Source organism: Bowmanella denitrificans, assembly GCF_002887595.1.
Classification (GTDB): Bacteria; Pseudomonadota; Gammaproteobacteria; order Enterobacterales; family Alteromonadaceae; genus Bowmanella; species Bowmanella denitrificans.
In genome coordinates, this window is record NZ_PEBU01000006.1 from 235,634 (window position 1) to 258,286 (window position 22,653).

The following is a 22,653-nucleotide window of genomic DNA, read 5'->3' on the forward strand; positions in this document are numbered from 1 at the left end:
TGGTGGATGGTACTGGGTTCGAACCAGTGACCCCCGCCTTGTAAGGGCGGTGCTCTCCCAGCTGAGCTAACCATCCAGGGAGGATATGCGTTTACTTCACTAAGTGAAGTGGTGGATGGTACTGGGTTCGAACCAGTGACCCCCGCCTTGTAAGGGCGGTGCTCTCCCAGCTGAGCTAACCATCCAGGGAGGATATGCGTTTACTTCACTAAGTGAAGTGGTGGATGGTACTGGGTTCGAACCAGTGACCCCCGCCTTGTAAGGGCGGTGCTCTCCCAGCTGAGCTAACCATCCATTATTTCACCTTGCCGCAATGTGCTTGGCAAGTGGGGGCGTATTATAGGGGGGCGAGCTTGGCTGTCAACAGTAATTTTAGCGCGATGGTTTGACTGCGCAAAAAGCCATCGCCCTGATGGCATTTTAGGCATACCAGCCTGAATTATCTCATGTTAAATGCCGCTCAGCAGCGGTCTTAGGGTTCAGGATGCCTTTGGTTTGAACAAAGTTAATCCGCGAAAGCTTTAAACGTCTCAACTGGGTGCCATGATAGGTTTCTGACTTCAAGGCTGGTAAAATGCCGCCACTTTTTTGTTAGACAGGACAGACTATGACAGTGGTGACCCGTTTTGCGCCCAGCCCTACTGGCTATTTACACGTGGGTGGTGCCCGCACCGCGCTTTATTCCTGGCTGTATGCCAAGAGCCAGGGCGGCAAGTTTGTATTGCGTATTGAAGACACCGATATTGAACGGTCAACCCAAGAAGCCATGGATGCCATTTTAGAGGGCATGCAATGGCTGGGATTGGATTGGGATGACGGACCTTATTACCAGACCAAGCGTTTTGACCGCTATAACCAGGTGATAGATTCTCTGCTTGCCGAGGGCAAAGCCTATAAATGTTACTGTTCCCGTGAGCGACTGGATACCTTGCGTGAAGAGCAGATGGCGGCGGGCCTGAAACCCAAGTACGACGGCAAATGTCGCCATGGGGTTGAGCAGGAAGGCTCTTTTGTGGTGCGATTCAAGAATCCGCAGGATGGTTCGGTAGTGATTAATGACCATATTCGAGGTCGTATTGAGATTGCCAACAGCGAACTGGATGACCTGATTATACGCCGTACCGATGGCACACCGACGTATAACTTTTGTGTGGTGGTGGACGACTGGGATATGGGTATTACCCATGTTGTACGTGGTGAAGATCATATCAATAACACGCCCAGACAGATGAATATTCTGGAGGCCCTGAACGCGCCTTTACCTGAATATGCCCACGTATCCATGATTCTTGGCGATGATGGTAAGAAACTGTCGAAGCGCCACGGCGCGGTGAGCGTTATGCAATACCGTGATGATGGCTTTCTGCCTCAGGCTCTGTTGAACTACCTGGTGCGTTTGGGCTGGTCTCATGGTGATCAGGAGATCTTCAGTCGCGAAGAAATGATCAAGCTGTTCAGTCTGGACGCCATCGGCCAGTCCGCTTCCGCGTTTAATACCGACAAGTTGATTTGGTTAAACCAGCACTATATTAAAACCTTACCTGGCGCAGAAGTAGCTGAATATGCCAAGTGGCATTTTGACCAGCAAGGTATTGATATCAGCCAGGGACCAGCTCTTGAGCAATTACTGGCCATTCAGGCGGACAGGGTTAAAACGCTAAAAGAGCTGGCTGAGACCAGTCGCTATTTCTATCAAGAATTTGATGACTTTGATGAGAATGCTGCCAAGAAGCACTTGCGCCCTGTGGCTAAAGAGCCGCTCGAACTGGTGAAACAGAAGCTACTGGCTGTTGTCGATTGGAATCCAAGCCAAATTCACGATGCCATTAATGCCACAGCTGAAGAGCTGGGGGTGGGGATGGGCAAAGTGGGTATGCCACTGCGGGTGGCGGTAACTGGCTCTGGTAATTCCCCTTCACTGGATGTCACCCTGGCTTTGTTGAAAAAAGACCAGGTTGCACAGCGTTTGGACAGAGCGCTCATTTATATAGCAAACAGATCTGAATCTTAAAAAAAGCGTTGACAGGGAATAGGGGCGTGCCTAGAATGCGCCCCGCTGTCACACAACAGCAACCTGTTACAAATAATGGGGCTATAGCTCAGCTGGGAGAGCGCTTGCATGGCATGCAAGAGGTCGGCGGTTCGATCCCGCCTAGCTCCACCAAATTTTAGGTTACAGTTAATCGCTGTAACTAGTTACCAAGCCTAGTTGGTAGCGCAGAATAAATTCAGTAAGGAAAAGGTCGCTCGGTTCACTGGCTCACCTCGCCTTACAGAATTTTAGCGAAGCGGTGCTTCGCTGACAAAAATTCTGTCCCCTTCGTCTAGAGGCCTAGGACACCGCCCTTTCACGGCGGTAACAGGGGTTCGAATCCCCTAGGGGACGCCATATTTAGAACCAAAGGGTTACGCTGTATGTGACAGCGGCACCGACGGGGTGAGAACCCCTGGTTCGACTAAAACGCTGGAGCGTTTTAGAACAGCCGGAAGGCTGGCCCGAAGGGTTAAAGGCAGGAGCCTGGAATAATCCCCTAGGGGACGCCATATTAAGTTTGCAGATGTTAGTTGACAGTTTGCAGAAGGAATGCCGAAAATTGGCTGTAAGGATATAGTTGCCAAGCCTAGTTGGTAACGCAGAATAGATTCAGTAAGGAAAAGGTCGCTCGGTTCGCTGGCTCACCTCGCCTTACAGAATTTTAGCGAAGCAGCGCTTCGCTGACAAAAATTCTGTCCCCTTCGTCTAGAGGCCTAGGACACCGCCCTTTCACGGCGGTAACAGGGGTTCGAATCCCCTAGGGGACGCCAAATAAACAAAAAGCCCGCTCTATGAGCGGGCTTTTTGTTTATTTATTGTACCCACGAGGGATGCTGAACCCCTTCGGGTTCGACTACAACGCCAGGAGCGTTGTAGAACAGCCGCAGGCTGGCCCGCAGGGCGAAGGGCAGGAAGCCCGGAGTAATCCCCTGTAGAACACTTAGACTGTGTCAGAAATGACCGGGGTGTTTTTTTATTTGCTGTACCCACGCGGGATGCAGAACCCCTCCGGGTTCGACTACAACGCCAGGAGCTTTGTAGAACAGCCTTCAGGCTGGCCCGCAGGGCGAAGGGCAGGAAGCCCGGAGTAATCCCCTGTAGAACACTTAGACTGTGTCAGAAATGACCGGGGTGTTTTTTTATTTGCTGTACCCACGCGGGATGCAGAACCCCTCCGGGTTCGACTACAACGCCAGGAGCGTTGTAGAACAGCCTTCAGGCTGGCCCGCAGGGCGAAGGGCAGGAAGCCCGGAGTAATCCCCTGTAGAACACTTAGACTTTGTCAGAAATGACCGGGGTGTTTTTTTATTTGCTGTACCCACGAGGGATGCTGAACCCCTTCGGGTTCGACTACAACGCCAGGAGCGTTGTAGAACAGCCTTCAGGCTGGCCCGCAGGGCGAAGGGCAGGAAGCCCGGAGTAATCCCCTGTAGAACACTTAGACTGTGTCAGAAATGACCGGGGTGTTTTTTTATTTGCTGTTCCCACGAGGGATGCTGAACCCCTTCGGGTTCGACTACAACGCCAGGAGCGTTTTTACTCATCCCATCCCTGTGGTTCGTCCTTTGGACAAGCTAAAGCTGTTGATGGTTGCTCCAGGCAACCATGCAGAACAACTACATCCCCGTTAAAGCCATCTATAGTTAGGCACACTACTACCCATTTTAGACCTGCAAATGTCAGTCAATAAAACCCAGGCCACAGAACATCCAGTCGAAGATTATCTGGCTTCCTTGTCAGATCCAATCCAGCAACAGGACTGCTATACATTGCTTAACATAATGCAAACGGAAAGTGGTGAAGCACCGGTGATGTGGGGAGACAGTATGATTGGCTTTGGCCGTTATCATTATCGCTACGAGTCGGGACGAGAAGGCGATTTCTTTCGAATGGGGTTTTCACCCCGAAAAGGTAAGCTGGCACTTTATATTATGCCTGGCGTTAACCAGTTTGCCGACTTACTAGACCAACTGGGTAAATACAAAACCGGAAAATCCTGCCTCTATATAAAATCGCTTGTACAGGTTGATACGAAGACATTGCGCGAGTTAATTGCTGCAGCCTGGCTGGAAATGGCTAAACGCTATCCATAAAGCGTATCTGCGCATTTGTTTCAGCGCTGTTTTGCGGCACAATAGCGGCAATTCCATTGATGGACCTTATTATGTCGCAATCAAGCCCTTGTTTAGACGATCTGCTTCAACAAGACCCTGAGAGCAGGGCCGAGTTCTGTTTGCAGTACTTAGCCAGCCATCACTATCTGTTTGGACTTGAAGCTAAGCAGGGCTGGGTCATGCTAAGTGCTGAAGGCGACGCCTGCACACCATTATTTCCCGATATGCAAAGCGCTCAGTTGTGGCTTAGCCAGCAATATCCAGAATGTAAACCCAAAAAAATAACCCTGATTGAGTTGCAACAAACCTTGTTCGGTCAGTGGCGTGAAGATGAGGTGTTACTGATGTTGTTTCCGCTGGCTGACGAAGAGGAAGGCATCATGGTGAAAGTGGAGGAGTTGCAGGCTGCGCTGGCTGAAGAACAGGGTAGTCAGTGAAACATTTCCCCTTAGTTGGTCTGGGAGACAGTAACGCGCAATTTAAGGTGTATATTGCCAATCGCCCCAAGCTACCTCAATACTTGTCTCTCAGCAGCCAACTGACGCTGAAACAGAACGACATTGCGACCATCGGCCAGGCCTGCGGCAATGGTTGGCGTAAAGTGTTTAATGTATATGCCAAGCTGATGTTTGCGCTGCAGGCGCAAGGTGTGCACCTTGCCCATGGGTTTTCCAGTTGGCAGCAATATCGCGATCAACGTATGTTGCAGAGTCAGTCCTCGACAGCCTTAATGTTTTCGCCCCCGGTGCTTGATGAGCAACAACCGGCTATTCAGGTTATCTGTGGCCGCACTTATGCGCAGCAACTGGATGCTGAGTACGGCTTAAGACTGTTCTGGTTAAATGCTGAATTTGCCGTGAGTCCAATGTATCGCTTGTTTGTTTGCCCTTATTTTGATTATCGCCAGCTAAGCAACCTAAAGATTGCCTATCTACAAACGCTGATAGGTGAATATGGCGCATCGGCAAATGCTAAGGAACGGCTTTGAATCTTCCGATAGCTGAAAAAGTGCATCAGGCTAAGGGCTGGGATGCACAAATGCGGGAATTAATGCTGGCTGGCAGCTCACTAGCGGTTTTGCCTGAAGCCCTGCGCGTGGCCCAGTTTGAAGTGCAAGGCTGTGAAAGTCAGGTATGGTTAAATTGTAAGATCCAAAGCGCAGGTACACTTTCGATAACCGCCTGGTCAACCAGCAAGGTGATCCGTGGCCTGCTGGCTTTGATGCTGGAAGCGCTACAAAATTGCAATGTAGAGGAAGTACTGCAATTCGATATGCAAGCCTATATGCAACAACTTGGGCTGGAGAGGCATCTCAGTCAGTCCCGAAACAGCGGTCTGCGCGCCGTTATGCAGCATATTCAGCAGCAATGTCGACTACACAGCCAACAACCCTGAAATTTAGGTATAAGCATGGAACGCGATTCTTTACCCACAGACAGTCATGCGCGGTTAAAGCCAATCTCTGAGCAGCAGCGTTATATCGTTCTGGATATTCTGCGAGGTTTCGCCCTGTGCGGGATCCTGTTTATGAATATCGAATGGTTTAATCGGCCTATGGCCGACTTTGGTGATTTGGACAGCAGTCAGCGGGGCTGGCATCACAGCGCTGACTGGCTGGTGAGTTTTGCCGTGGAAGGTAAGTTCTACACGCTGTTTGCCCTGCTGTTTGGGATGGGATTTGCCATCATGTGGCGACAAGCCAGGCACAAAGGCAACCAGGCTGTAGCCTGGTTTATTCGCCGTCTGGTGGTGTTGTTTGTATTTGGCCTGTTACACCTCAGCTTGTTGTGGAGCGGCGATATACTCAATACCTATGCACTGGGAGGCTTTATGCTGATAGGGCTGGTACTGGCTTATGAACGCGGCAACTTGCAGGCATTTAACCACACAGCAGCACAGTTAAAACTGGCCATGCTATGGTTATTGATACCTGTAGCTTTAACGGTGGTGGTAGGGGCGGTCGTTAGTGCCAGACAGGACCAGCAGGACATCCAGTCCCACTGGCAATATCAACAGACGCTGGATGCGCGAGCCCAGTTGCTGATATCCGGCGCAAAGGCGCTGCCAATCGATACTGCCAGCACTGATTTAAGTGAACTGCAAGCCTTGGAGCAGGCCGCCGCCGAGGTGGCTGATGAACATCAGCAAAATCTTAGTACTTCGATGGCAGAACAGCTGGTGCTGACGACGGGTAGCTTCTGGCAGGCTACTCAGCATAGGTTGACTTATATACCATTGGCATTGGGCATGAGCCTTGCTCTTTGCCTGTTTGTTATTGTGCCATTGTTTTTAATTGGTTATGCCCTGGTACGGGGCGAAATTATTCAACAATATCAGCACTATTTAGCGTACTGGCGGGTGCTTACCCTGGCTGGACTGGGATTGGGTAGCAGTTTGGCTGTACCGGCGTTATTGCTGGCATCACACCCGGCGGCGCAGATCGATCCCTGGTTGAACTTTACCGCACAGGGCATGAACTACCTAAGCCAGTATCTGATGAGCGTCGGCTATCTGGGCGGCATGCTCTGGTTGCTGTGTCAGGCTAAATGGCTGGCTCGCTTGTCGGGTCTTGCGGCGATGGGCAGAATGGCACTGAGTTTGTACCTGATGCAGTCGCTGATGCTCAGTCTGATCTTTTTCGGATATGGCCTTGGCTGGTATGGTCAGATTGACCGGGCCTGGCAGTTGCTCATGGCCGTGGTTATCTTACTGCTACAGTACGGCTTTAGTCGTTGGTGGCTGAAACACTTCCACTTCGGTCCGCTGGAATGGGTATGGCGCTGCCTGACCTATATGGCCTGGCAGCCGTTTCGTCGCTAAGCTGTTTCAGGGCTCAACCTGTTGTCTTTGGCAGCGCTGTAAATATTTATCAATAACTCTGGCGGCGGCCACAAAACCAAAAGTACCGGTTACCGCCACGGCGGCACCAAAGCCCGAATTACAATCCAGTTTTACACTGCCGTCATGAAATTGCTTGGTATGGCACACTGTGCCGTCGGTCTGCGGATATTTAAGCTGCTCGGTGGAATAGACACAATCTACTGCAAAGCGTCTTTTGGGGTTGCTGGTAAAGCCATAATCCCTGCGCAGTAAAGAGCGTACTTTGGCTGCCAGAGGGTCCTGACTGGTTTTACTTAAATCTGCCACCCCGACCTGGGTCGGGTCGGTTTGACCACCGGCGCCCCCTATGGTGAGTACGGGGAACTTCTTGCGTTTACAATGTGCAATCATCGCGGCTTTGGCATTAACCGAATCGGTGGCGTCAATCACATAGTCAAAGCCATTGAGATACACACCAACATTATCCGGGGTGACAAAGTCTTCAATGCAGTTCACCTGACAGGCAGGGTTGATCAGGCGGATGCGCGCTGCCATCACTTCCACCTTACTTTGTCCAACCGTATTCTGCAGGGCGTGAATTTGGCGGTTGGTGTTGGTGGTGCAAATGTCATCAAGATCGATCAGGGTCAGCTTACCCACTGCGGTTCTGGCCAATGCCTCGGCCACCCAGCATCCAACGCCACCTATACCCACCACACAAAAATGTGCCTGGCTCAGCCAAAGGGCCTGCTGATGCCCGTATAACCGGCTGGTGCCACCAAATCGTTGTTGAAAATCGCTCATACCAGATCAAGCTCAAAAACAGGGGCCGCACTATAGCACAATTGTTGTCCCTTGAACCCTGCTTAATTCCTTTGAAAGCCTTGCTGTTACTGGATTCTCTAATTTTCCTGCTTTTTTGTGATTCGAATGCTCGCGGCTGTATGGCTTTTGAGCGGTTTAAAGTTTTCTGCTTAAGCTACAGGCGTAAAAAAAGCCGCAATAATGCAGCTTATTTGTTCAGAAAATTGTTATGACGCCAGACGTCTAAATGCCTCTGCAACCCTTGGATTATGTAGCTTTTCGGCATATACGGCTAGGTACAGGCGCTCGGGCGGAATGCCGCTAACTTCAGACATTCTATCTAGAATTTCATCAGAGGGGAGTCTGTAACCATTTCTATAGCTGCTAAATGATTGGCGGCTAATGCCCAGTTTTTTTGCTGTCGCATAGTCAGAAGACCCAGCCGCAATGGCATTTAATGCTTCTTGAAAAGTCATATTTTTGGCCCGTTTCTGTAGTTCGCTTGCCCAATATAGTTTAGGCGTAAGCGGATCGCAATACGTCCGCTACCCTGTGGACGGATGTACGCAACCCTGTGTACATTGTTCAGGCCTTCGGGGTTGAGCAGTGGGCCGTGTAGTTCGCACCTACCAAGCGATTCAGTCATTCAATCCCAAGCGCGTTTCTGTCCTCTGTAGGCGGGGGAGTCGGCCGACGAACCCGCCAATTTTCACAGAGGTTTACTTAACGGGGGATTAATCAATATGAATACTTACCAAGTCACACACGGCAACCAGGAGCACCCGGTTGTTGCAGAATCTTTAAGGGCGGCAGCACAAAGCGTGCTGCCAACCGATACCCAGGCGGTTGAAGTTGGACCATGTGCCTTTGCGGCGGTTGTTGTAGAACGCCGCCTGGATGGCTGGCCGAGTATGGAAAGGGGCTACTTTGCCGCTGTGGTACAGGGTGGCCGCGCATGAGCCACCATATCACCCTGAGCTTGGAAGAATTACTGTTGGCAGACCAAGCCATTGGCATTTTACAGCGCAACGTCAGCGCCGTGATTGAACAGTACAAGATTAAAAACCTGCCCGCCCCGCAGTCCTATCTGGAAGACCAGAAGTTACTACGCACCCTGCAAACCAAGTTAGACGCCCGTTTATAGCGGGCTTTGTCAATGGTCTGCGGGTTTCCATTCTCCATCCGTAGGCCATTGCCAAAGCTCGTTAAAGCAACCGGGTTACATAAACGCCCTGACGTTTGGATCAAGATGCCTTTGGGCGTTGGGGGTAACCTGGAAGGGCTGCGGAGGCAGCAAGCCGGTACAAGGGATAGCGCCAAGCAGTCCGGCACGGTACGAAGCAGTAGATAGCGACGGGTCACGGGAGTCGCGCCCCGGACAAACCCCAGCGGGAAGGAGCGAATGCCGGCACCGCAATATAAACCAGCCGTGTAGGGGTTCAACGTGCATTTACTTGGTGGAGCCGTTGGTGTGGGGGTAGGCGTAAGCCTATTTCGAATAGTCCGCCATGCAATGCCCAAGGTCGACAAGACGAACGACGCGAGATAGCACCTCGCCAGTGCGCCCTTTCAAGGTGAGAGCTGAAAGCTTAGCGCATTGGTGAACAATGTTAAAGCACTTGCTGTGCTTGGCATTGGGGCAGTGAGCCGACCATGGTCGCAGAGTCCTAAACCGCAAGAGATTGCGGTTTTTTAAAGGAGCGTGACTAGGGGCTTGCTGCGCCCAAGCGCAGCAAGAACAGGTAAAAAAGCCTTTAGCCTTATCCCGTCCGGGATGAGTGGAGGCAACGCCGACAGCCTTTTACTGCGCGGAAAATTAGCGCCGCTGCAAGCGGCAGCGTTAACGGCCCGCAGGGGAAAGAAAAAAAGAAAAAAACAGAATATGGATGCTTGTTGCTTTGGGCCTGTGTGTAAACGGGAATTAGGGAACGACTGTGGGCAATGGCTGTGGTCAGCTCTGCTGTCCATCAGCCTTGTCCATAGGTAGTGACCGGCCCGCAGGGCAATTCCGGTTTTCCACAGGGCGTATTCTGGCCGACAGGCCATTTTTTGGTCCTTTTTTAACCTCGCCGTGATGGCGATATGGTCCGGTGCAAGGAACCTTATGATTGAGTTAACCCCACCTTTGGCGGCTTGTTGGGATAACACCCGCCAACCCTTTCACAGAGCGCGTTTCTACGTGCACCGTTCCTGGCTACCACCGCCATAGCCGCGCAGATTTCACGTAGCGACACCGTTTTTTTCACCCAATTTTTAGTATTACCAGCCGTAGAGGTAAACCCATGTCAAACATTCAACCATCCCAAGCCGTTCAGTCCCTGGTTAACGACACCAAAGCGCTGATTGTGTTTGCTAACCAGGACATTCCAGGATACCGGCCAGACTTACAAATGAAAGTCGCCCAGGAAGCCGGGCAACGGGCCATGCAGTTAACCGCGCAATTGGTGGACGTGATCCAATCCTTTGACGCCCGTCTGGCCCAACTGGAGGCCGCCAGCAATGCGTAAGGATAACCCCACCGTTATTGGTGAAATTCGCTGTACTACGCCCGGCTGCAACCATATCGCCCAGGTACGCGAGCGTAGCAACGGCCAGAAGCTGAAATACCTGTACTGTGAAAAACAGTGCAAGGTCACCCAAACCGCCGGAGAAGCGTTTCAGAAGTACATTCAGGACAATATGCGCCCCGTGGGCAGCTTAAGCGCCGAAACCGCGCAGACGGACGCCCAGGCAGCCGAAACGGTCAGCCAAACCGAACCCCAACCCGAACAACCGGCACAATTGACCGAATCGAACCCCCTACAGACCACCGAAACCGCTACCGACCCCGAGCCGGATTTGTGGCGGCCGTCGGTTAAAGCACCGAATCAACACCCAACCGGCACCGAAGCCGTGACCCAAAAACGCCTGTCCGGGGTGCATATCGTCGGTATCTTGCTGCTGGCCGGGACCGCTATCGGTGGACTGGTGTGGTTCTTCAGGCGTCGTAGCGCTGAGCCAGTGGCGGCGGGGGCATGATGCAGGAGCTATACGATGAGTTTGGCGGCCCGTCTGAAAACCTCGGGCTGGCTGCCTTTTTGGCCGAACAACAGGACGGTGGCAGCGCGAAAAGCCAAAGCAGCAGCCAATCCGATACCGAACACACCGAAAAGCTAACCGGGGATATTACCGAAGAGCAGGCCAAACAGGCCATTACCCAGGGCGCAATGGGTTTAACCCGGATCATCGGCATGGCCACCCGCACCGATGCGCAGTTATCGCCGCTGGAATACCAAGCGCTGGCTGATGATTTGGCCCCTGGGGTGGTCAAGCTGTGGAATTCCCAGTCCACCTTGCCGCCCTGGGTAAAACAATTACTGGAATTCGCCCCTTATGCCTGGATGACCGTTGCGGTAGGTATGTTCGTGCTATCGGTAGTGCGCAAAGTGCAAACCGAAAAGACCAAACAAGCCAAAGCCAAACGCGCCCAGGAGAAAGTCATTAACCCTACCAAAGAGGATGCCAACGATGGCCATCAATCCGAATAACGCCTTAGACCTAAGAAATGTTTGCTATGTGGCCGCCAGTGGTAACGGTAAAGGCGTGGCAATTCAAAATATGGGCCTGATACCGGCTAAGCCGTTTCTAGCCATCTTTGACCCTTATGGTGAATACCGCTGGAAGGACCGTAAAGGCGGCTTAGGGGGCAGGGCGGTGTACCACTTTACGGACCGGCGCAGCTTTGCGCGGTCCTTTGTCACCGCCTGGAACAGCAAGAAACCGTTTCGCCTCGCTTATCAACCGAGTGGCGGCACCAGCCGTACCGAATTGCTTTGGTTTTGTCGGTTAATGTGGGAAGCGTCAGACGGTAAGCGGGAACTGCATGTTTTGGTGGAAGAAATGGCCCGTATGACCGAAACGGCCGGTAAGGAAGACAGTATCCTGGGTGAGTGCTACACCGGTGGCCGCAAGTTCGGCCAGATATGGCACGCCGCCTTTCAGCGCTCCAGTGAGATACCGAAAACGGTTTGGAGTAATTCCCCCTTTAAAGCCATTGGTGGCCAGGAATCCATGATAGATGCGGAACGGATGGCCAAAGAGCTGTCTTGTACGGTGGCCGACGTCATAGAGCTGGGTAAGCTTAACCAGGACTGGGCGGTTAATGGCAAGAAAACCCGCTTACACTATTTGCTTAAGCGCCCTGGGCTGGGGAATTTTGAGAAAGTAGCCGTATCAGTTCGAGCCAATAAACACTTAGCCAAGTTGATAAAACCTGAATTGAAAACTGATTGTTGGAGAGGGTATAAGAAACTGTTTTAACTAAAAAGCTTCTAATTTAATGCTGCCGAAGTATTTATTTTATATTCTGTATTTTAAAATAAACTAAATTTTCGGCAGAATTAGATCAGTTTTCAAGAATTTCTGTGCCTAGATGTACGATTTTATCAAGCTTGGGTGTAGTTAGATTTTGTGATTGAGATAAATTTGCATTCCAATGTACTTCAAATTTTTCACGTTCTTTGAAATCCACAACTTTCTTTGTTTTGAAATTTGGGCTGTTTAAATCAAGGGTTTTCCAATTGGCTGAGTTGGGATCATTCGATTTTCCACCTAGTAGCTCTGCTACAGTGAAGGGGGACAAGGTGGCTGAAAGTGGAGTACCCTCATTTTCGTAATGAAATATTTCTAAATCCCGAGATACAACGCTAGACCAAAAAATTCTCTGTCGCTCCTTTTTTATAAATATTGGGCCTGATATCCACCAAGGACCTTTATCGTCACGATTGCGACTCTCTGATCTTATGGGTAAAAAAACTTCGGAGAATTGCGACTTTATTTGTTCGGAAATTTTTTCTTTAGTAAAAATACACTTATCATTATCTTTATCGAAAAATAGCTTGGCAGCCTTAATGGTCAACTCTGCTACTAAGTCTTCAGGGACAGTTGAAACAAGCGTATTGATCAGGACTTCCAAGTCATCAAGACTAGATAATATGCGTACGTTTTTCGAACTTTTTGATAGTTCGCTTAAATAATTTTGTAACGCTTTGTCGTTGGTCACAAAAGCCAGTAGGCAAGATGTGGGGGTTATAGGTGAAGAGTTCATTAATTGAATGAAAGAGTTCGCTATTACTGAATCCCTAAATCCTTTTTCTTTTTCATTTGGTTCAAAAGGCGGCTCCCTGTTAATTGAGCGAGAAATTATATCTGACCAATCTACATTCTTCGTGTTACAAGATATTACTTTTATATTTAGTCTTTCAGTGGACTTTTCAATTGCATTGTTAACATGAAGCTTTAAGGTATCTTCACCTATTCCAAATGAATGACCTAATAGCTTCTCCATCTTTTTCATGTTTGGCAAAAGATCTTTTGCTCTTGACAGCATTTGATAGGCACGCTCTCCTATTACTGCTTCTGGCAAAAACCACTCAATCTGAAGATCAGGGTGATTGGAATTATCTAGAATAATTCTGCTCACATCAGGTTGAACCAAATCTGAAGCAACTTGTGTATAAAGTGCGTTTGTATCAAAGACAACAAGAAGTCGTAGCGGGCGTTTTTTCTTCATTGTTAATTCCACTTTCCTATTCTATAAGTGCATAAATGCAATTCTTTATATATTCATTTGTTATTTTTTATTGTAGATCTTGACTTTTATCTTCTATTAAGTCGTTCAAGTCCGCCTCATGCAGCCATGTATTGAATTCATCTTCCGAAATGTTCTTATTATTCATTAAAGATTTAACTACGCTATCAAGCGTCTTACTATATTTTATCTGTTCGTTCTCTCCGCATGCGCTTATAATTCTCTCAATTTGCTCTTTTGAAAAATCAGTTGCATACATTCTTACAGTATTGGAAAAACTATTTGCTTGTGAGAAGCTATTTGAGTCTCCATATATTTCAACTACCTTGTCTGCTGCAACCTTTGATATTGAGAAGAAAATAACATGTTCCATCTCTTCTCTTGACATTTTATTTATTCTCTTGTTTAAAGATGGAATTAATTCTGGTATATCCCATAGGTTTTCAATAAACCCAATATTTTCTTTGGGAAGGATTTCAAGATAAAGCTCGATCTTTTGCTTTATGTCATCCTCTAAGTGAGTCCAGCAATCATTGATGATGGAAATGAGTTTTAAGGGTTTTCCAAGTTCTTCACTTTTTAAGTTTCTAATTATTCTTGAAAGATCGCTCTTTAATATCTCAATGTAGCGCTCTCGATGTAATTTTCCTATGGATTTTAAGGCGGCTGATATCCTCATGAACTCCTTGTATTCCAAATCTTGATGAATAATCATCTTTATTAGAATTATTGTAAAATTTCTTACTAGACTATCTCTAGCTCTGTTTAATGGTCCATGCCTGAATGCTATAAGAGCTTTTTTATCGTCAGTTGGAAAGTATTCTGATTTCACCTCGGAAACCAGTGTTTCCAATGCGTATTTACCTTGAGCTGGAGGATGCTGAAGTAGATGTTCAACAGCAGTTCTAATATGGAGCCTTGCCAATTCTGCAGGAGGGTTTAAAGCATTCCCGTCAATTGTCATGCTAGGATGAGCACATCGATTTCTATCTTCAAGTAATCTGTTTAGGTCAATAAACTCGATTGGTGAAATAAACTCAAGTTTATCTTTGCAAACTGTCAAGATTTTCTTTTCAAAAGAAAGTGATTGGGAAATATCTCCTTTTCTTCTTGCTTCTTCAAATTCTCCAATACATTTATCTGCTTCTTTATCACCAGCAAGGGACAACTCTTTTAGTTTTTCAATTATATCGAATGATACAGCTATCCATGTTAAAACAATTGCAGCTCTAAATGCCCCTGCTTTATAGCAAGCCACCGCTTCTCTTATGTGCTCTTTTGCCTTTTGGTCTCTGCACCTTAAGATTAGTTCATCGAGATCAGACAGTGTAGAAATCACTTTCATCCTTAATATGGCAGGTTTATATCGATTCATGCATGATTACCATGAATTTCGAGAAAGTCTACCCAAACCTTTCGGTATATCAACCAAACCCAAACCAAAAACCATTCGGTTTCCCACTCCCCGCCTTGTTATTCCTGTTAATGGACTTTTCCACTAACGATAACGAGGCAATACCTAATGAATTTTCTGACGAAGAAGGCCAGCTTTAGCGTAATGACGCTGCTGGGCCTGATGATTGTTGTAGCCGGTGTAGTTGTTTGGACTTCAAACAACGTAGATGCCGTTGAAGACGTAATCGGCTAAGGGGAGGGCATCAGCATGAATCTAACCCCTCGCTGCATTCAACTTGCCAGCCCTTCGGCCACTGAGTATGGCCGCGAATCCATTATTAAAATGGATGCCGGTTATGTGTATCACACCATTGAACTGGTCACGAACCTGAAGAAGTACGCCACCATTACCCGGATCACCCTGGATATTGGCGGTACACCTATTACTTATGACCGTGCCGCGATTCGCGACATGCTGGATAAGGCCTACAAGCGCTTTCGCAAAGAAGGCCGTATCGTTATCCCGTTGTCCAAGTTTGAGATGCGTAGCCCTGCCGGTATCTATCAAACGGCGCTGGCCACCGGGGCCGGTGATGACATCACCCTAAAAGTGGAATTTGGCGCAAAGGATGCCGAAGACCCAGCCGTGCCGACTCTGCGCGCCTGTGCGTATGTATCGGAAAACCCTGCCGCCGCCTTGCCCGGTGGGGGTCGCAAGTTTCTGCCGATGCGTTATGAGCATGTGCAGGCACCCGCCGCTGCCGGTGACCACAATTGGACCTTTCCCAACGGTAGCCCCAACAAGTGGCTGCAGCGCCTGATTTTGGACGAATCCGAAGTGCAAGTCACTGAGCTGCACATTAAGAACGGCACCAAAACCGTGGAAAAGTATTACCGGGACGATATCGAGTTTGCCTTGCAACGTCAGGCTGATGGGGTGTTGCAGCCGGGCTTTCTGATTATTGATTTTGTGCGTTTAGGCTTTGGCAAGAACGATGCAATCAATACCCATGGTTTGGGCTTTACGTTTGTGGTCAGCGGCAAAGGTGCGCTGAAAACCTACGTGGACGGCTTCGAGCAAATCGCCGCATAAGGGGGAGCCGATGGAAACCCAAGAACCCAGCTTTTGGGACAGCATTGGCGACTTTATCGAAGGGGCATGGGAAACCGTGTCGCCTGTCGCCCAAGATGCTCTTGGAGCCTGGACCAATGCCCAGGTAAATCAAAATCAAACCAGCCAGGGCAATCAAAGCCAGGGCAACGGCACTACCACCCAGCAGCCAGCCCAACCGGCCAACACCGGCTTGGTACTGGACACCAAAACCGCCCTGATTGGCGGCGGGGCGTTGCTGGTCCTGGTGTTGTTGTTACGGAGGTAAGGTCATGCCACTTATTCCCGTTTTATTGGTGGCCGGAGGCTTTGCCGGTGGGTTCTGGGCAGGCAATGGCCTGTCCAATCTCACTAAGCTGGCTTTGGTCGGCGGCGCGGGCTACCTGATTTATACGCAGGTGGCCAAGTGATCCCCGGCCTTCCCACTGGTATGCCACTCCCCAATATCAGTAGCGGCCCAGCCGTGTCAGGTAATGGGGATAGCATGTTTGACGCAAGCGGCAAATTCGGCGGGCTGAACTACAAAACCGGGGTGAATCCCTGGCTTATAGCCTTTGTGGTTGGCGCTGCCGTGCTGCTGATAGGAAATAAATAAATGCGCAGAGTCCAACTGACTGAGCCAGTCAAAAAAGCCCTGAAGCCTGCGCTTTGGGGCAATGCTAAAAAAGCCGTGTTTGCCGAGATTGAATCCGGCAAAGCCGGGGTGTTTGTCACCCACAACAACCAATTGTTAACCGTGCTACGCCTGGAAGGCCGGGAAATGGTAGTGGTGGCGGCCGTGGGGCAAAACCTGCGGGCCAACCGCCAGGAACTGATTAACTTTGCCCTGGCTAATCACGCCATGACCTTACGCTGGCACACCAAAGCCCCGCAGCATCTGCAAAAAGGCGTAGCAGGCCTGCCGGTGCAACTGGCCGAGGTGCGCAAGCGGGCCCTGGGGCCGGATGAGTACGTTTATAAATTGCAGGTGGCCTGATGGGCAGCAAGAGCAAAAGCCAGCAGCAAACCACCAACCAGCAAACCACCACCAATCATGTCAATGATGGTGAGTTTGCCGGGGCCAGTAACATCGTTATTGATGAATCTGACCGTTCAGTAGAAGACAGCAATAACACCACCCTGGATATCCGTGATTCCAACAACACGGATAACAGCCAGGAAGTGGAAATCAAGGACAGCTTTAATACCACCACGGAAATCACAACCGATATCCGCCAGGAGTATGACCAATCCACCACCAACAGTGGCGAATATGCCGGTAACACCGGCACCATCACCATTACTGACGGTGGCGCGATTGACCAAATGGGCCAGACCTCACGCGAGGCCTTAAAGGAAGGTTTTGAGTTTGGCGGTGATGTGATTGCGGAGCTGCGCAAACAGTCGGAAGAATACGCCCATGCCCTGGAGGCGCAGTTTGAAGACTTCACCAGTTCGCTGTCAGCCAATGCCGCCATGACCGCACAAACAAATGCCTCGGTACTACAAAGCCTCAATGAGTCGAGCACCGCAGATAAACAAATCATTGCTGATTTGGCCAAATCCACCGCCCTGGATGGTCAGGATGTTGTGGCTAAAACCTCTGAGCGCATGATCCTGTATGTCTCCGGCGCGTTTGGCTTAATTGCCCTGGTATTACTGATTAAAGGGGGCCGCTAATGCCCGTAATTAAACTTAACCCTGGCCAGGAACTGGATATTGGCACCCCGGCCAAGTTCCTGTCGGTGATTAATGCCAATGGCCAGTTTGTGATTGAGTCGCCCGCCTTTGGCAAGGTGGCCGGTAAAGTCGGACGTCAGTATGTGCTGGAGAACGTCGGCAATGTGACCTTTATCAACCCCACTGACGGGATATTGGATATCGACTATGAGATAGCCAATATCCAGATTTTTGGGGCAGGTAATGGCACGGTCAGTATTGATAACAAGCCCACCATTCAGCGTATTGAAGAGGCAATCCAGGTTGAAGCTCAGGCCACAGTAGAAGATGGCAAGATGCGCCAGATTCAGCCCAATGTGCTGGCCGCTATCAACCAACAGACTATCCCGGCCGGAGCCGTGCGCCAGTTCGTACCGGCCAGGGATAACACCAACCGCAGAGTAACTATTCAGGTGATATCTGAGGCGCTGACGGTGCTTCGCATTGGGGCAGATAACACCATCACCCAAACCCAAGGGGCAATTGTCGCCGGGTCGCTGGACGCCATCGGCACCGCCGTACTGGATACCGCCTCGGCTATCTGGCTGCGCAACACCTCAGACACTGACGCCATTGTTACCGGCATGGAGGAATACCGCCCATGATGATTTCAAACCCAGTTAACTTGCGTCCCGTTATGGACGCACAGAAAACCGAAATCCTGGCCACCATTCAGCAAGAAAATGCGGTGGAGCGTATGCAGCCGCTACTGGATGCCCTGTTTAACAACATTAATGCGCGCCTGATGTCCCAGGAGGATGAAAACAGCCTGTACGACAATATCAGGGATGAGGTTTCATCACTGCTTTACAGCACCATTAAAAAACCAGATTCGCCGGACTCCGTGCGGGTGATGGTGGATTGGATACTTGCAGAGCTACAACGCACCGATGCAGGCAGCATTCTGGAGCGAATCAACTACAACCGATCTGTGCAATTTGGGATTCGAGACACCTTAGTTGGGCTGATTAATGGCTTGCCACAGAGAGCAACGTTAGATGACCTGCCGCGCCGCTTAGTATCCGCTGCCCAAATCGCGAGACTGGTGAATCCTGGAAGCTATGCCAGAAGCAGCACTGAAGGGTTTTGGGAAGATTCAATTAATAGCTTTGGCACAAAGGGCGCGTCAGGAATAAGTGGTGGGTGGACGGTGATTGCTGATGTTGGCGGCGCTGGCGCGTTTATTGGCCACATGACCAGAGCCTGTCAGGCTGGCGCGACAATCACAGTACGCATCACGATTGATGGTGTGGCAAAGACCTATACGGTTGTCAGTGGTAATGCCACTACGCGCTACGTTATTGGCAATTTTGAGTCATCCCCCAACATAGACGCACAGGTTTTTGCCATGGGGTCATTAGCGGCTGATGTGATGAATCGGCCTTGTGTGCCCTTTACAACGTCTCTGCGAGTAGAAGAGCACATCTCGACCATTTACAACGTGCCGAATTATTCCAGCGCACTGGCCGCTTACCACTTAAATGATAAATACATAGGGTAACCATGAAAATCATCAACCTAACCACCTTTCAGCAGTTAGACCTGCAAAGCCCGCCAGCAGAGGGAACGCTGGTGATGTATATCCACCAAGCCAATGAAGACGGCAGCCCGGCCGTGTGGGAAATCAAACAGTTCTACACCGCACCTGCAGAGCCAGAGCAGTGAAGCCCTGGCACCTTGTCATTTTAATTACAGGAGCGTTTTTGCTTATGAGCAGTCGCAAAAACATCAATGTCAGAAACAACAACCCGCTGAATATTCGCTACAACCCGGCCAACAACTGGACCGGCCAAACCGGCCAGTCAGGCGGCTTTGCCACCTTTGTTAGCCCGGAATATGGGTTTAGAGCGGCGGCTAAGCTGATCCGCAATTATCAGGTCAACCATGGGCTGACCAGTATTGCCGATATCGTCAATCGCTGGGCCCCTGAAGCCGACAACAACGACACCCAAGCCTATATCAACTATCTGGCGGATAAGTTAAACAAACTTACCTGGACGCCGGTATTTGAGAGTGAAATCCCGGCGCTAATGCTGCATATGAGCAACTTTGAAGGGGGCAAGGGGCATTTCACCTATGAGCAAGCAGAGCAGGGGGCCGCCCTGGTATGAAAGGTTCAACCTTAACCTGGGCCGCCTTGGCCATTGGCGGCGCTGTGCTTGGCGCGATTGCCGTCTATCAACTGAAAAAACACACCTCGGGGATAGTCGATGATTGAAACATTGATACCGGCCTTTATCCCGGTGCTATCGGATGGCGTTCGCGCCCTGGTTAACCGATTTACCGGCAGTGCCGGGGCGAAACCTGCAAATGTGGGGGAAGTTATCCAACTTATGCAAGCCGACACTGAAAAACTTAAAGCACTGGCCGAACTGGACAGAACTGGCAACGTATCGCTATGGGTAGCGAATATCCGAGCTTTGCAACGGCCTGTCATTGGTCTGAGTGTGATTACTGGCTATGTGGTTGCTGTGAACACTGGGGCAAGCCCTGAAACACAGATCCAACTTGGCCAATACGCTTCAATGGTAACCTTTTATCTATTTGGTGACCGAACTTGGCAGTACATAAGAGGGCGGAATTAATGGAGTTCAAGCTACTAGAAGCATTGGCCGCTGGCGGAGATCTGGCAACAATGGCAATTGCTATCGCATTGTTCAAGCTTCATACAAGATTGACCAGAGTGGAAGCAAAAATGGAGTCTGTAACTAAGTAATTGAACTCTTGTCCGTATAATGTACGGAAATGTTTGACTTGAGTGGGGAGAGGGAGTACAGTGTGGGTGTTCCGTACATGGTACGGATAGAAAAAATGAAACTTAAAATCAAATAATCATTAAATCGAATAATTATTAAATCAATACAAAACGGAGATAAAAAATGAAAAATCACAATTTAGGGTTGCTGCTTACTGCACCCGGTTAATAAATATCGGAGGTTATATTAGTAAAGAATTTTAAAGGTGGGACAAATTATATGCAATTAGCATTTACAGATAGAAGAAGTGGCTCTCGCACTAATACTGCGAGAATTGAATTAAAAACAACCCCAGAAGTTAAGGTGGCGTTAGAACAGGCGGCTATAGAGAGCGGTGTAAGTTTAACTGCTTTTATAGTGGGCAGAGCTTATGAGGAAGCCAAGAAACTGATTGATTCTAGGAACGTAACTAGACTCAATGAAGTAGCTTGGGAAGCTCTTGATAAGCATATGAAAAGCCCTACTAATGCACCGAATGCTTTGAGGGAACTTATGAAAAGGTAAAGATAGAATGAATAATAACGGTGTTGAAGATGATGATCAGGTAATCATCGGAAAACTTGAAGAGCTACTCAACTCGGAACTTAAAGCTTCATTGAAGAAGTTTGATTGTGGAGATGTGCTTCTTAACCAGTTTGCAAAGAAACAGCTAGTTAACAAGGACGAAAATGGGTGGGTCAGGGCATTTATTGCAGTACACAATAATCAAGTTGTTGGGTACATAACTGTAAGAGCCCATAGCCTCCTAAGAGACAGAATACTCGCGTCGGGTCCGCGAGAGTTCCCATCGTTGATGGTGGATCAACTTGCTGTAGATAAGCGCTACCAGAGCAAAGGTATTGGACAAACTTTGCTAGCACGTGCATTTCAATGCGCTGTAATAATTAGCAAAGAAGCGGGGATTAAAGGTGTAACGTTATGGGCACATCCTCGTGCGACAAATTTTTACGAAAACCTTGGCATGATCAAGGTTACATCCGCAACTGAACAGTTCGGAGAAGTAGAACTACAATTAATGTATATAAACATCGAGATGCTTGTTCAAGCATATTGGGATAAAAGCGCCTAGTTTAAAAGGCCCGGCCAATTCAAAGTCGGGCCTTATTGCTTTGAGGGTATGATTGCCCACTATAATCTGGGGTTCATGTAAGCACCGTTCAGGGCTTGACAAAATAAATGTTTAAAAAGGCAGTTGTTGAATAGCTTCAAATTCAGATTTTTCCCCCCGTGCATCATACAAGCGTGTGGTCGCAATATTCTTATGCCGCATTAGGCGCTGTACAGTAAACAGATCCACCCCAGTTTCAAGCAGGTTAGTAGCAAAGGATCTACGCAGATCATGCGGGCTAAAGCTACGCACCCCAGCCAGTTCATAGCGCCGTTTGATAATCTTCCCGATGGTATGGCGGCTTACCCGCTTTTGTTGCAGATACTGGCTATTACCGACATGTGAGAAGAGGGCTTCAAACTCGCCAGTTCGCATACCAAGCCATTGATCCAGCACCTTCTTAGCGAAGCCTGGAAGCACGACAAAGCGCCTATAACTGCCTTTTCCATTCACAATAAGGCGCTGGCCGTCGTAATCACTGGTGTTTAGCCTGGCTATCTCACTGCGGCGCAGTCCGCCGCCATAGGAAATGGCAATTATGGCGCTGTCACGGGTTTCTCTGGGAATCGCTTCTTCCAGTCGGTAATTGATAAGGGTATTGAGTTCTTCAACGCTCAGGCCGCGCCCGCGAGTGGTGGAGTTACCCCGAACCGGCCGCACATCTTTAATCCGCATATAAGTGTCTGTGCTGATAAGTTGCAGTCTCCAGGCTTCACGGATGGCCCCGCGCATTATAATCAGATAGTTATTGATGGTGCCGGGCTGCAAGCCTTTATCTATCAGCATCTTCTTAAGCTTTAAGAACTCTACATAGTCAATCTGCGACCAGTTAAAATCTGCAAAGCCGGAGCTGCCCAACAGGCGGCATACGCCGTTAAGCGCAAATGTGGAATTTCTGACCGACATGGGTGAATCAAGGGAACTAAGGTACACCTCGGCCGGATTTTTATAGATTATTTGGTTATTATTTTTCATTTATTACATCCCCTAAAGTAATAAAAAAGCAGAAAAAACCAAATTATAGAGAGTTGTAAAAATAAGGCTCTTGCAACGATTTCTACTCGTACGCTGCAAAATAAAGAATGAACTAAGGGAGTGTGCTTATTCTGTGGGCTGTCCGGGCCGCACTATAGCACAATGACTATTGTGGGTTTGGAAAATCAGCCTTTACGCAAACTTTACACTGGCCTGACAGACGGTCAGAGCGGACTTTTTTATACTGAGCGCAGGGAATAATGAGGGA

30 protein-coding genes and 6 tRNA genes are annotated in these 22,653 nt (G+C 49.2%); 28 read left to right on the forward strand and 8 right to left on the reverse strand.

The window, feature by feature from the left end; genetic code table 11:
* From CSR04_RS13135 to CSR04_RS13145, 3 genes are all read right to left on the reverse strand, one after another.
* Window positions 1–76: transfer RNA gene (locus CSR04_RS13135), tRNA-Val, on the reverse strand.
* Window positions 77–109: 33 nt separating this feature from the next.
* Window positions 110–185, reverse strand: a tRNA-Val gene (locus CSR04_RS13140).
* 33 nt (window positions 186–218) lie between these two features.
* Window positions 219–294, reverse strand: a tRNA-Val gene (locus CSR04_RS13145).
* A gap of 313 nt (window positions 295–607) precedes the next feature.
* Here CSR04_RS13145 and gltX point away from each other — a divergent pair.
* From gltX to CSR04_RS13190, 9 genes are all read left to right on the forward strand, one after another.
* Window positions 608–2,011: a glutamate--tRNA ligase gene (gene gltX, locus CSR04_RS13150; protein ID WP_102796745.1), complete on the forward strand. Its 1,404-nt coding sequence runs from the start codon at window positions 608–610 to the stop codon at window positions 2,009–2,011.
* Between the two features lie 77 nt (window positions 2,012–2,088).
* A tRNA-Ala gene (locus tag CSR04_RS13155) sits at window positions 2,089–2,164 on the forward strand.
* Between the two features lie 149 nt (window positions 2,165–2,313).
* Window positions 2,314–2,389: transfer RNA gene (locus tag CSR04_RS13160), tRNA-Glu, on the forward strand.
* A gap of 340 nt (window positions 2,390–2,729) precedes the next feature.
* A tRNA-Glu gene (locus CSR04_RS13165) sits at window positions 2,730–2,805 on the forward strand.
* A 906-nt stretch (window positions 2,806–3,711) separates the two neighbouring features.
* Window positions 3,712–4,128: a DUF1801 domain-containing protein gene (locus tag CSR04_RS13170; protein ID WP_102796746.1), complete on the forward strand. Its 417-nt coding sequence runs from the start codon at window positions 3,712–3,714 to the stop codon at window positions 4,126–4,128.
* Between the two features lie 71 nt (window positions 4,129–4,199).
* On the forward strand, window positions 4,200–4,586 hold the full coding sequence (locus CSR04_RS13175; protein WP_172449350.1) for a DUF2750 domain-containing protein: 387 nt from the start codon (window positions 4,200–4,202) through the stop codon (window positions 4,584–4,586).
* On the forward strand, window positions 4,583–5,137 hold the full coding sequence (locus tag CSR04_RS13180; RefSeq protein WP_102796748.1) for a DUF6942 family protein: 555 nt from the start codon (window positions 4,583–4,585) through the stop codon (window positions 5,135–5,137). The genes CSR04_RS13175 and CSR04_RS13180 overlap by 4 nt, the downstream gene beginning before the upstream one ends.
* Complete coding sequence (locus CSR04_RS13185; protein ID WP_102796749.1) at window positions 5,134–5,544, forward strand: SufE family protein; 411 nt, start codon at window positions 5,134–5,136, stop codon at window positions 5,542–5,544. Before CSR04_RS13180 ends, CSR04_RS13185 begins: the two co-directional genes overlap by 4 nt.
* A 15-nt stretch (window positions 5,545–5,559) precedes the next feature.
* Complete coding sequence (locus tag CSR04_RS13190) at window positions 5,560–6,969, forward strand: DUF418 domain-containing protein (RefSeq protein WP_102796750.1); 1,410 nt, start codon at window positions 5,560–5,562, stop codon at window positions 6,967–6,969.
* A 6-nt stretch (window positions 6,970–6,975) separates the two neighbouring features.
* Here the strand turns inward: CSR04_RS13190 and tcdA are convergent, their stop codons facing one another.
* A complete protein-coding gene (gene tcdA / locus CSR04_RS13195) occupies window positions 6,976–7,773 on the reverse strand; it encodes a tRNA cyclic N6-threonylcarbamoyladenosine(37) synthase TcdA (protein WP_102796751.1) in 798 nt (265 codons plus the stop codon).
* Window positions 7,774–8,000: 227 nt separating this feature from the next.
* Window positions 8,001–8,249, reverse strand: a complete 249-nt coding sequence (locus tag CSR04_RS24755) for a helix-turn-helix domain-containing protein (RefSeq protein ID WP_146027170.1) — start codon at window positions 8,247–8,249, stop codon at window positions 8,001–8,003.
* 267 nt (window positions 8,250–8,516) lie between these two features.
* Here CSR04_RS24755 and CSR04_RS13200 point away from each other — a divergent pair, with 267 nt between their 5' ends.
* The 6 genes from CSR04_RS13200 to CSR04_RS13230 all read left to right on the forward strand — a co-directional run bounded on the left by CSR04_RS13200 (window position 8,517) and on the right by CSR04_RS13230 (window position 12,072).
* On the forward strand, window positions 8,517–8,732 hold the full coding sequence (locus tag CSR04_RS13200) for a hypothetical protein (RefSeq protein WP_102796752.1): 216 nt from the start codon (window positions 8,517–8,519) through the stop codon (window positions 8,730–8,732).
* A complete protein-coding gene (locus CSR04_RS13205) occupies window positions 8,729–8,917 on the forward strand; it encodes a hypothetical protein (protein WP_102796753.1) in 189 nt (62 codons plus the stop codon). The genes CSR04_RS13200 and CSR04_RS13205 overlap by 4 nt, the downstream gene beginning before the upstream one ends.
* A gap of 1,138 nt (window positions 8,918–10,055) precedes the next feature.
* On the forward strand, window positions 10,056–10,280 hold the full coding sequence (locus tag CSR04_RS13215) for a hypothetical protein (RefSeq protein ID WP_102796755.1): 225 nt from the start codon (window positions 10,056–10,058) through the stop codon (window positions 10,278–10,280).
* Window positions 10,273–10,791: a hypothetical protein gene (locus CSR04_RS13220; RefSeq protein ID WP_102796756.1), complete on the forward strand. Its 519-nt coding sequence runs from the start codon at window positions 10,273–10,275 to the stop codon at window positions 10,789–10,791. Before CSR04_RS13215 ends, CSR04_RS13220 begins: the two co-directional genes overlap by 8 nt.
* Window positions 10,788–11,300, forward strand: a complete 513-nt coding sequence (locus tag CSR04_RS13225; RefSeq protein ID WP_102796757.1) for a hypothetical protein — start codon at window positions 10,788–10,790, stop codon at window positions 11,298–11,300. Before CSR04_RS13220 ends, CSR04_RS13225 begins: the two co-directional genes overlap by 4 nt.
* Window positions 11,281–12,072, forward strand: a complete 792-nt coding sequence (locus CSR04_RS13230) for a hypothetical protein (protein ID WP_102796758.1) — start codon at window positions 11,281–11,283, stop codon at window positions 12,070–12,072. The genes CSR04_RS13225 and CSR04_RS13230 overlap by 20 nt, the downstream gene beginning before the upstream one ends.
* 85 nt (window positions 12,073–12,157) lie before the next feature.
* Here CSR04_RS13230 and CSR04_RS13235 read toward each other — a convergent pair whose 3' ends face one another.
* Together CSR04_RS13235 and CSR04_RS13240 are read right to left on the reverse strand one after the other, a co-directional pair.
* Window positions 12,158–13,324 (reverse strand): PIN domain-containing protein, encoded by a 1,167-nt coding sequence (locus CSR04_RS13235; protein ID WP_102796759.1) that lies wholly within the window; start codon window positions 13,322–13,324, stop codon window positions 12,158–12,160.
* Window positions 13,325–13,391: 67 nt separating this feature from the next.
* Complete coding sequence (locus CSR04_RS13240; RefSeq protein ID WP_216362563.1) at window positions 13,392–14,717, reverse strand: hypothetical protein; 1,326 nt, start codon at window positions 14,715–14,717, stop codon at window positions 13,392–13,394.
* Between the two features lie 147 nt (window positions 14,718–14,864).
* Here CSR04_RS13240 and CSR04_RS25410 point away from each other — a divergent pair, with 147 nt between their 5' ends.
* The 13 genes from CSR04_RS25410 (at window position 14,865) to CSR04_RS13295 (ending at window position 21,371) form a co-directional block, all read left to right on the forward strand.
* Window positions 14,865–14,990 carry a hypothetical protein gene (locus CSR04_RS25410; protein ID WP_281259790.1) on the forward strand — a complete coding sequence of 42 codons (126 nt, stop codon included), beginning with the start codon at window positions 14,865–14,867 and terminating at the stop codon, window positions 14,988–14,990.
* A 15-nt stretch (window positions 14,991–15,005) separates the two neighbouring features.
* On the forward strand, window positions 15,006–15,830 hold the full coding sequence (locus CSR04_RS13245) for a major capsid protein P2 (RefSeq protein ID WP_102796760.1): 825 nt from the start codon (window positions 15,006–15,008) through the stop codon (window positions 15,828–15,830).
* Window positions 15,831–15,840: 10 nt separating this feature from the next.
* Entirely contained in the window at window positions 15,841–16,116 is a 276-nt protein-coding gene (locus CSR04_RS13250) for a hypothetical protein (RefSeq protein WP_102796761.1), read from the forward strand.
* Window positions 16,117–16,120: 4 nt separating this feature from the next.
* Window positions 16,121–16,258, forward strand: coding sequence for a hypothetical protein (locus CSR04_RS24950; RefSeq protein WP_172449351.1), 138 nt, complete (start codon window positions 16,121–16,123; stop codon window positions 16,256–16,258).
* 185 nt (window positions 16,259–16,443) lie between these two features.
* Window positions 16,444–16,824: a hypothetical protein gene (locus CSR04_RS13260; protein ID WP_102796763.1), complete on the forward strand. Its 381-nt coding sequence runs from the start codon at window positions 16,444–16,446 to the stop codon at window positions 16,822–16,824.
* Complete coding sequence (locus CSR04_RS13265; protein WP_102796764.1) at window positions 16,824–17,507, forward strand: hypothetical protein; 684 nt, start codon at window positions 16,824–16,826, stop codon at window positions 17,505–17,507. The genes CSR04_RS13260 and CSR04_RS13265 overlap by 1 nt, the downstream gene beginning before the upstream one ends.
* A complete protein-coding gene (locus CSR04_RS13270; protein ID WP_102796765.1) occupies window positions 17,507–18,151 on the forward strand; it encodes a hypothetical protein in 645 nt (214 codons plus the stop codon). Before CSR04_RS13265 ends, CSR04_RS13270 begins: the two co-directional genes overlap by 1 nt.
* Entirely contained in the window at window positions 18,148–19,047 is a 900-nt protein-coding gene (locus tag CSR04_RS13275; RefSeq protein WP_102796766.1) for a hypothetical protein, read from the forward strand. Before CSR04_RS13270 ends, CSR04_RS13275 begins: the two co-directional genes overlap by 4 nt.
* Window positions 19,048–19,049: 2 nt before the next feature.
* Entirely contained in the window at window positions 19,050–19,211 is a 162-nt protein-coding gene (locus CSR04_RS24955) for a hypothetical protein (protein ID WP_172449352.1), read from the forward strand.
* A gap of 44 nt (window positions 19,212–19,255) precedes the next feature.
* Window positions 19,256–19,657 (forward strand): hypothetical protein, encoded by a 402-nt coding sequence (locus CSR04_RS13280; RefSeq protein ID WP_102796767.1) that lies wholly within the window; start codon window positions 19,256–19,258, stop codon window positions 19,655–19,657.
* Window positions 19,658–19,756: 99 nt separating this feature from the next.
* Entirely contained in the window at window positions 19,757–20,131 is a 375-nt protein-coding gene (locus CSR04_RS13285) for a hypothetical protein (RefSeq protein ID WP_102796768.1), read from the forward strand.
* 390 nt (window positions 20,132–20,521) lie between these two features.
* On the forward strand, window positions 20,522–20,806 hold the full coding sequence (locus CSR04_RS13290) for a type II toxin-antitoxin system TacA family antitoxin (RefSeq protein WP_102796769.1): 285 nt from the start codon (window positions 20,522–20,524) through the stop codon (window positions 20,804–20,806).
* Window positions 20,807–20,813: 7 nt separating this feature from the next.
* Window positions 20,814–21,371 carry a GNAT family N-acetyltransferase gene (locus CSR04_RS13295; RefSeq protein WP_102796770.1) on the forward strand — a complete coding sequence of 186 codons (558 nt, stop codon included), beginning with the start codon at window positions 20,814–20,816 and terminating at the stop codon, window positions 21,369–21,371.
* 111 nt (window positions 21,372–21,482) lie between these two features.
* Here the strand turns inward: CSR04_RS13295 and CSR04_RS13300 are convergent, their stop codons facing one another.
* On the reverse strand, window positions 21,483–22,385 hold the full coding sequence (locus tag CSR04_RS13300) for a tyrosine-type recombinase/integrase (RefSeq protein ID WP_102796771.1): 903 nt from the start codon (window positions 22,383–22,385) through the stop codon (window positions 21,483–21,485).
* Window positions 22,386–22,653: the final 268 nt, after the last annotated feature.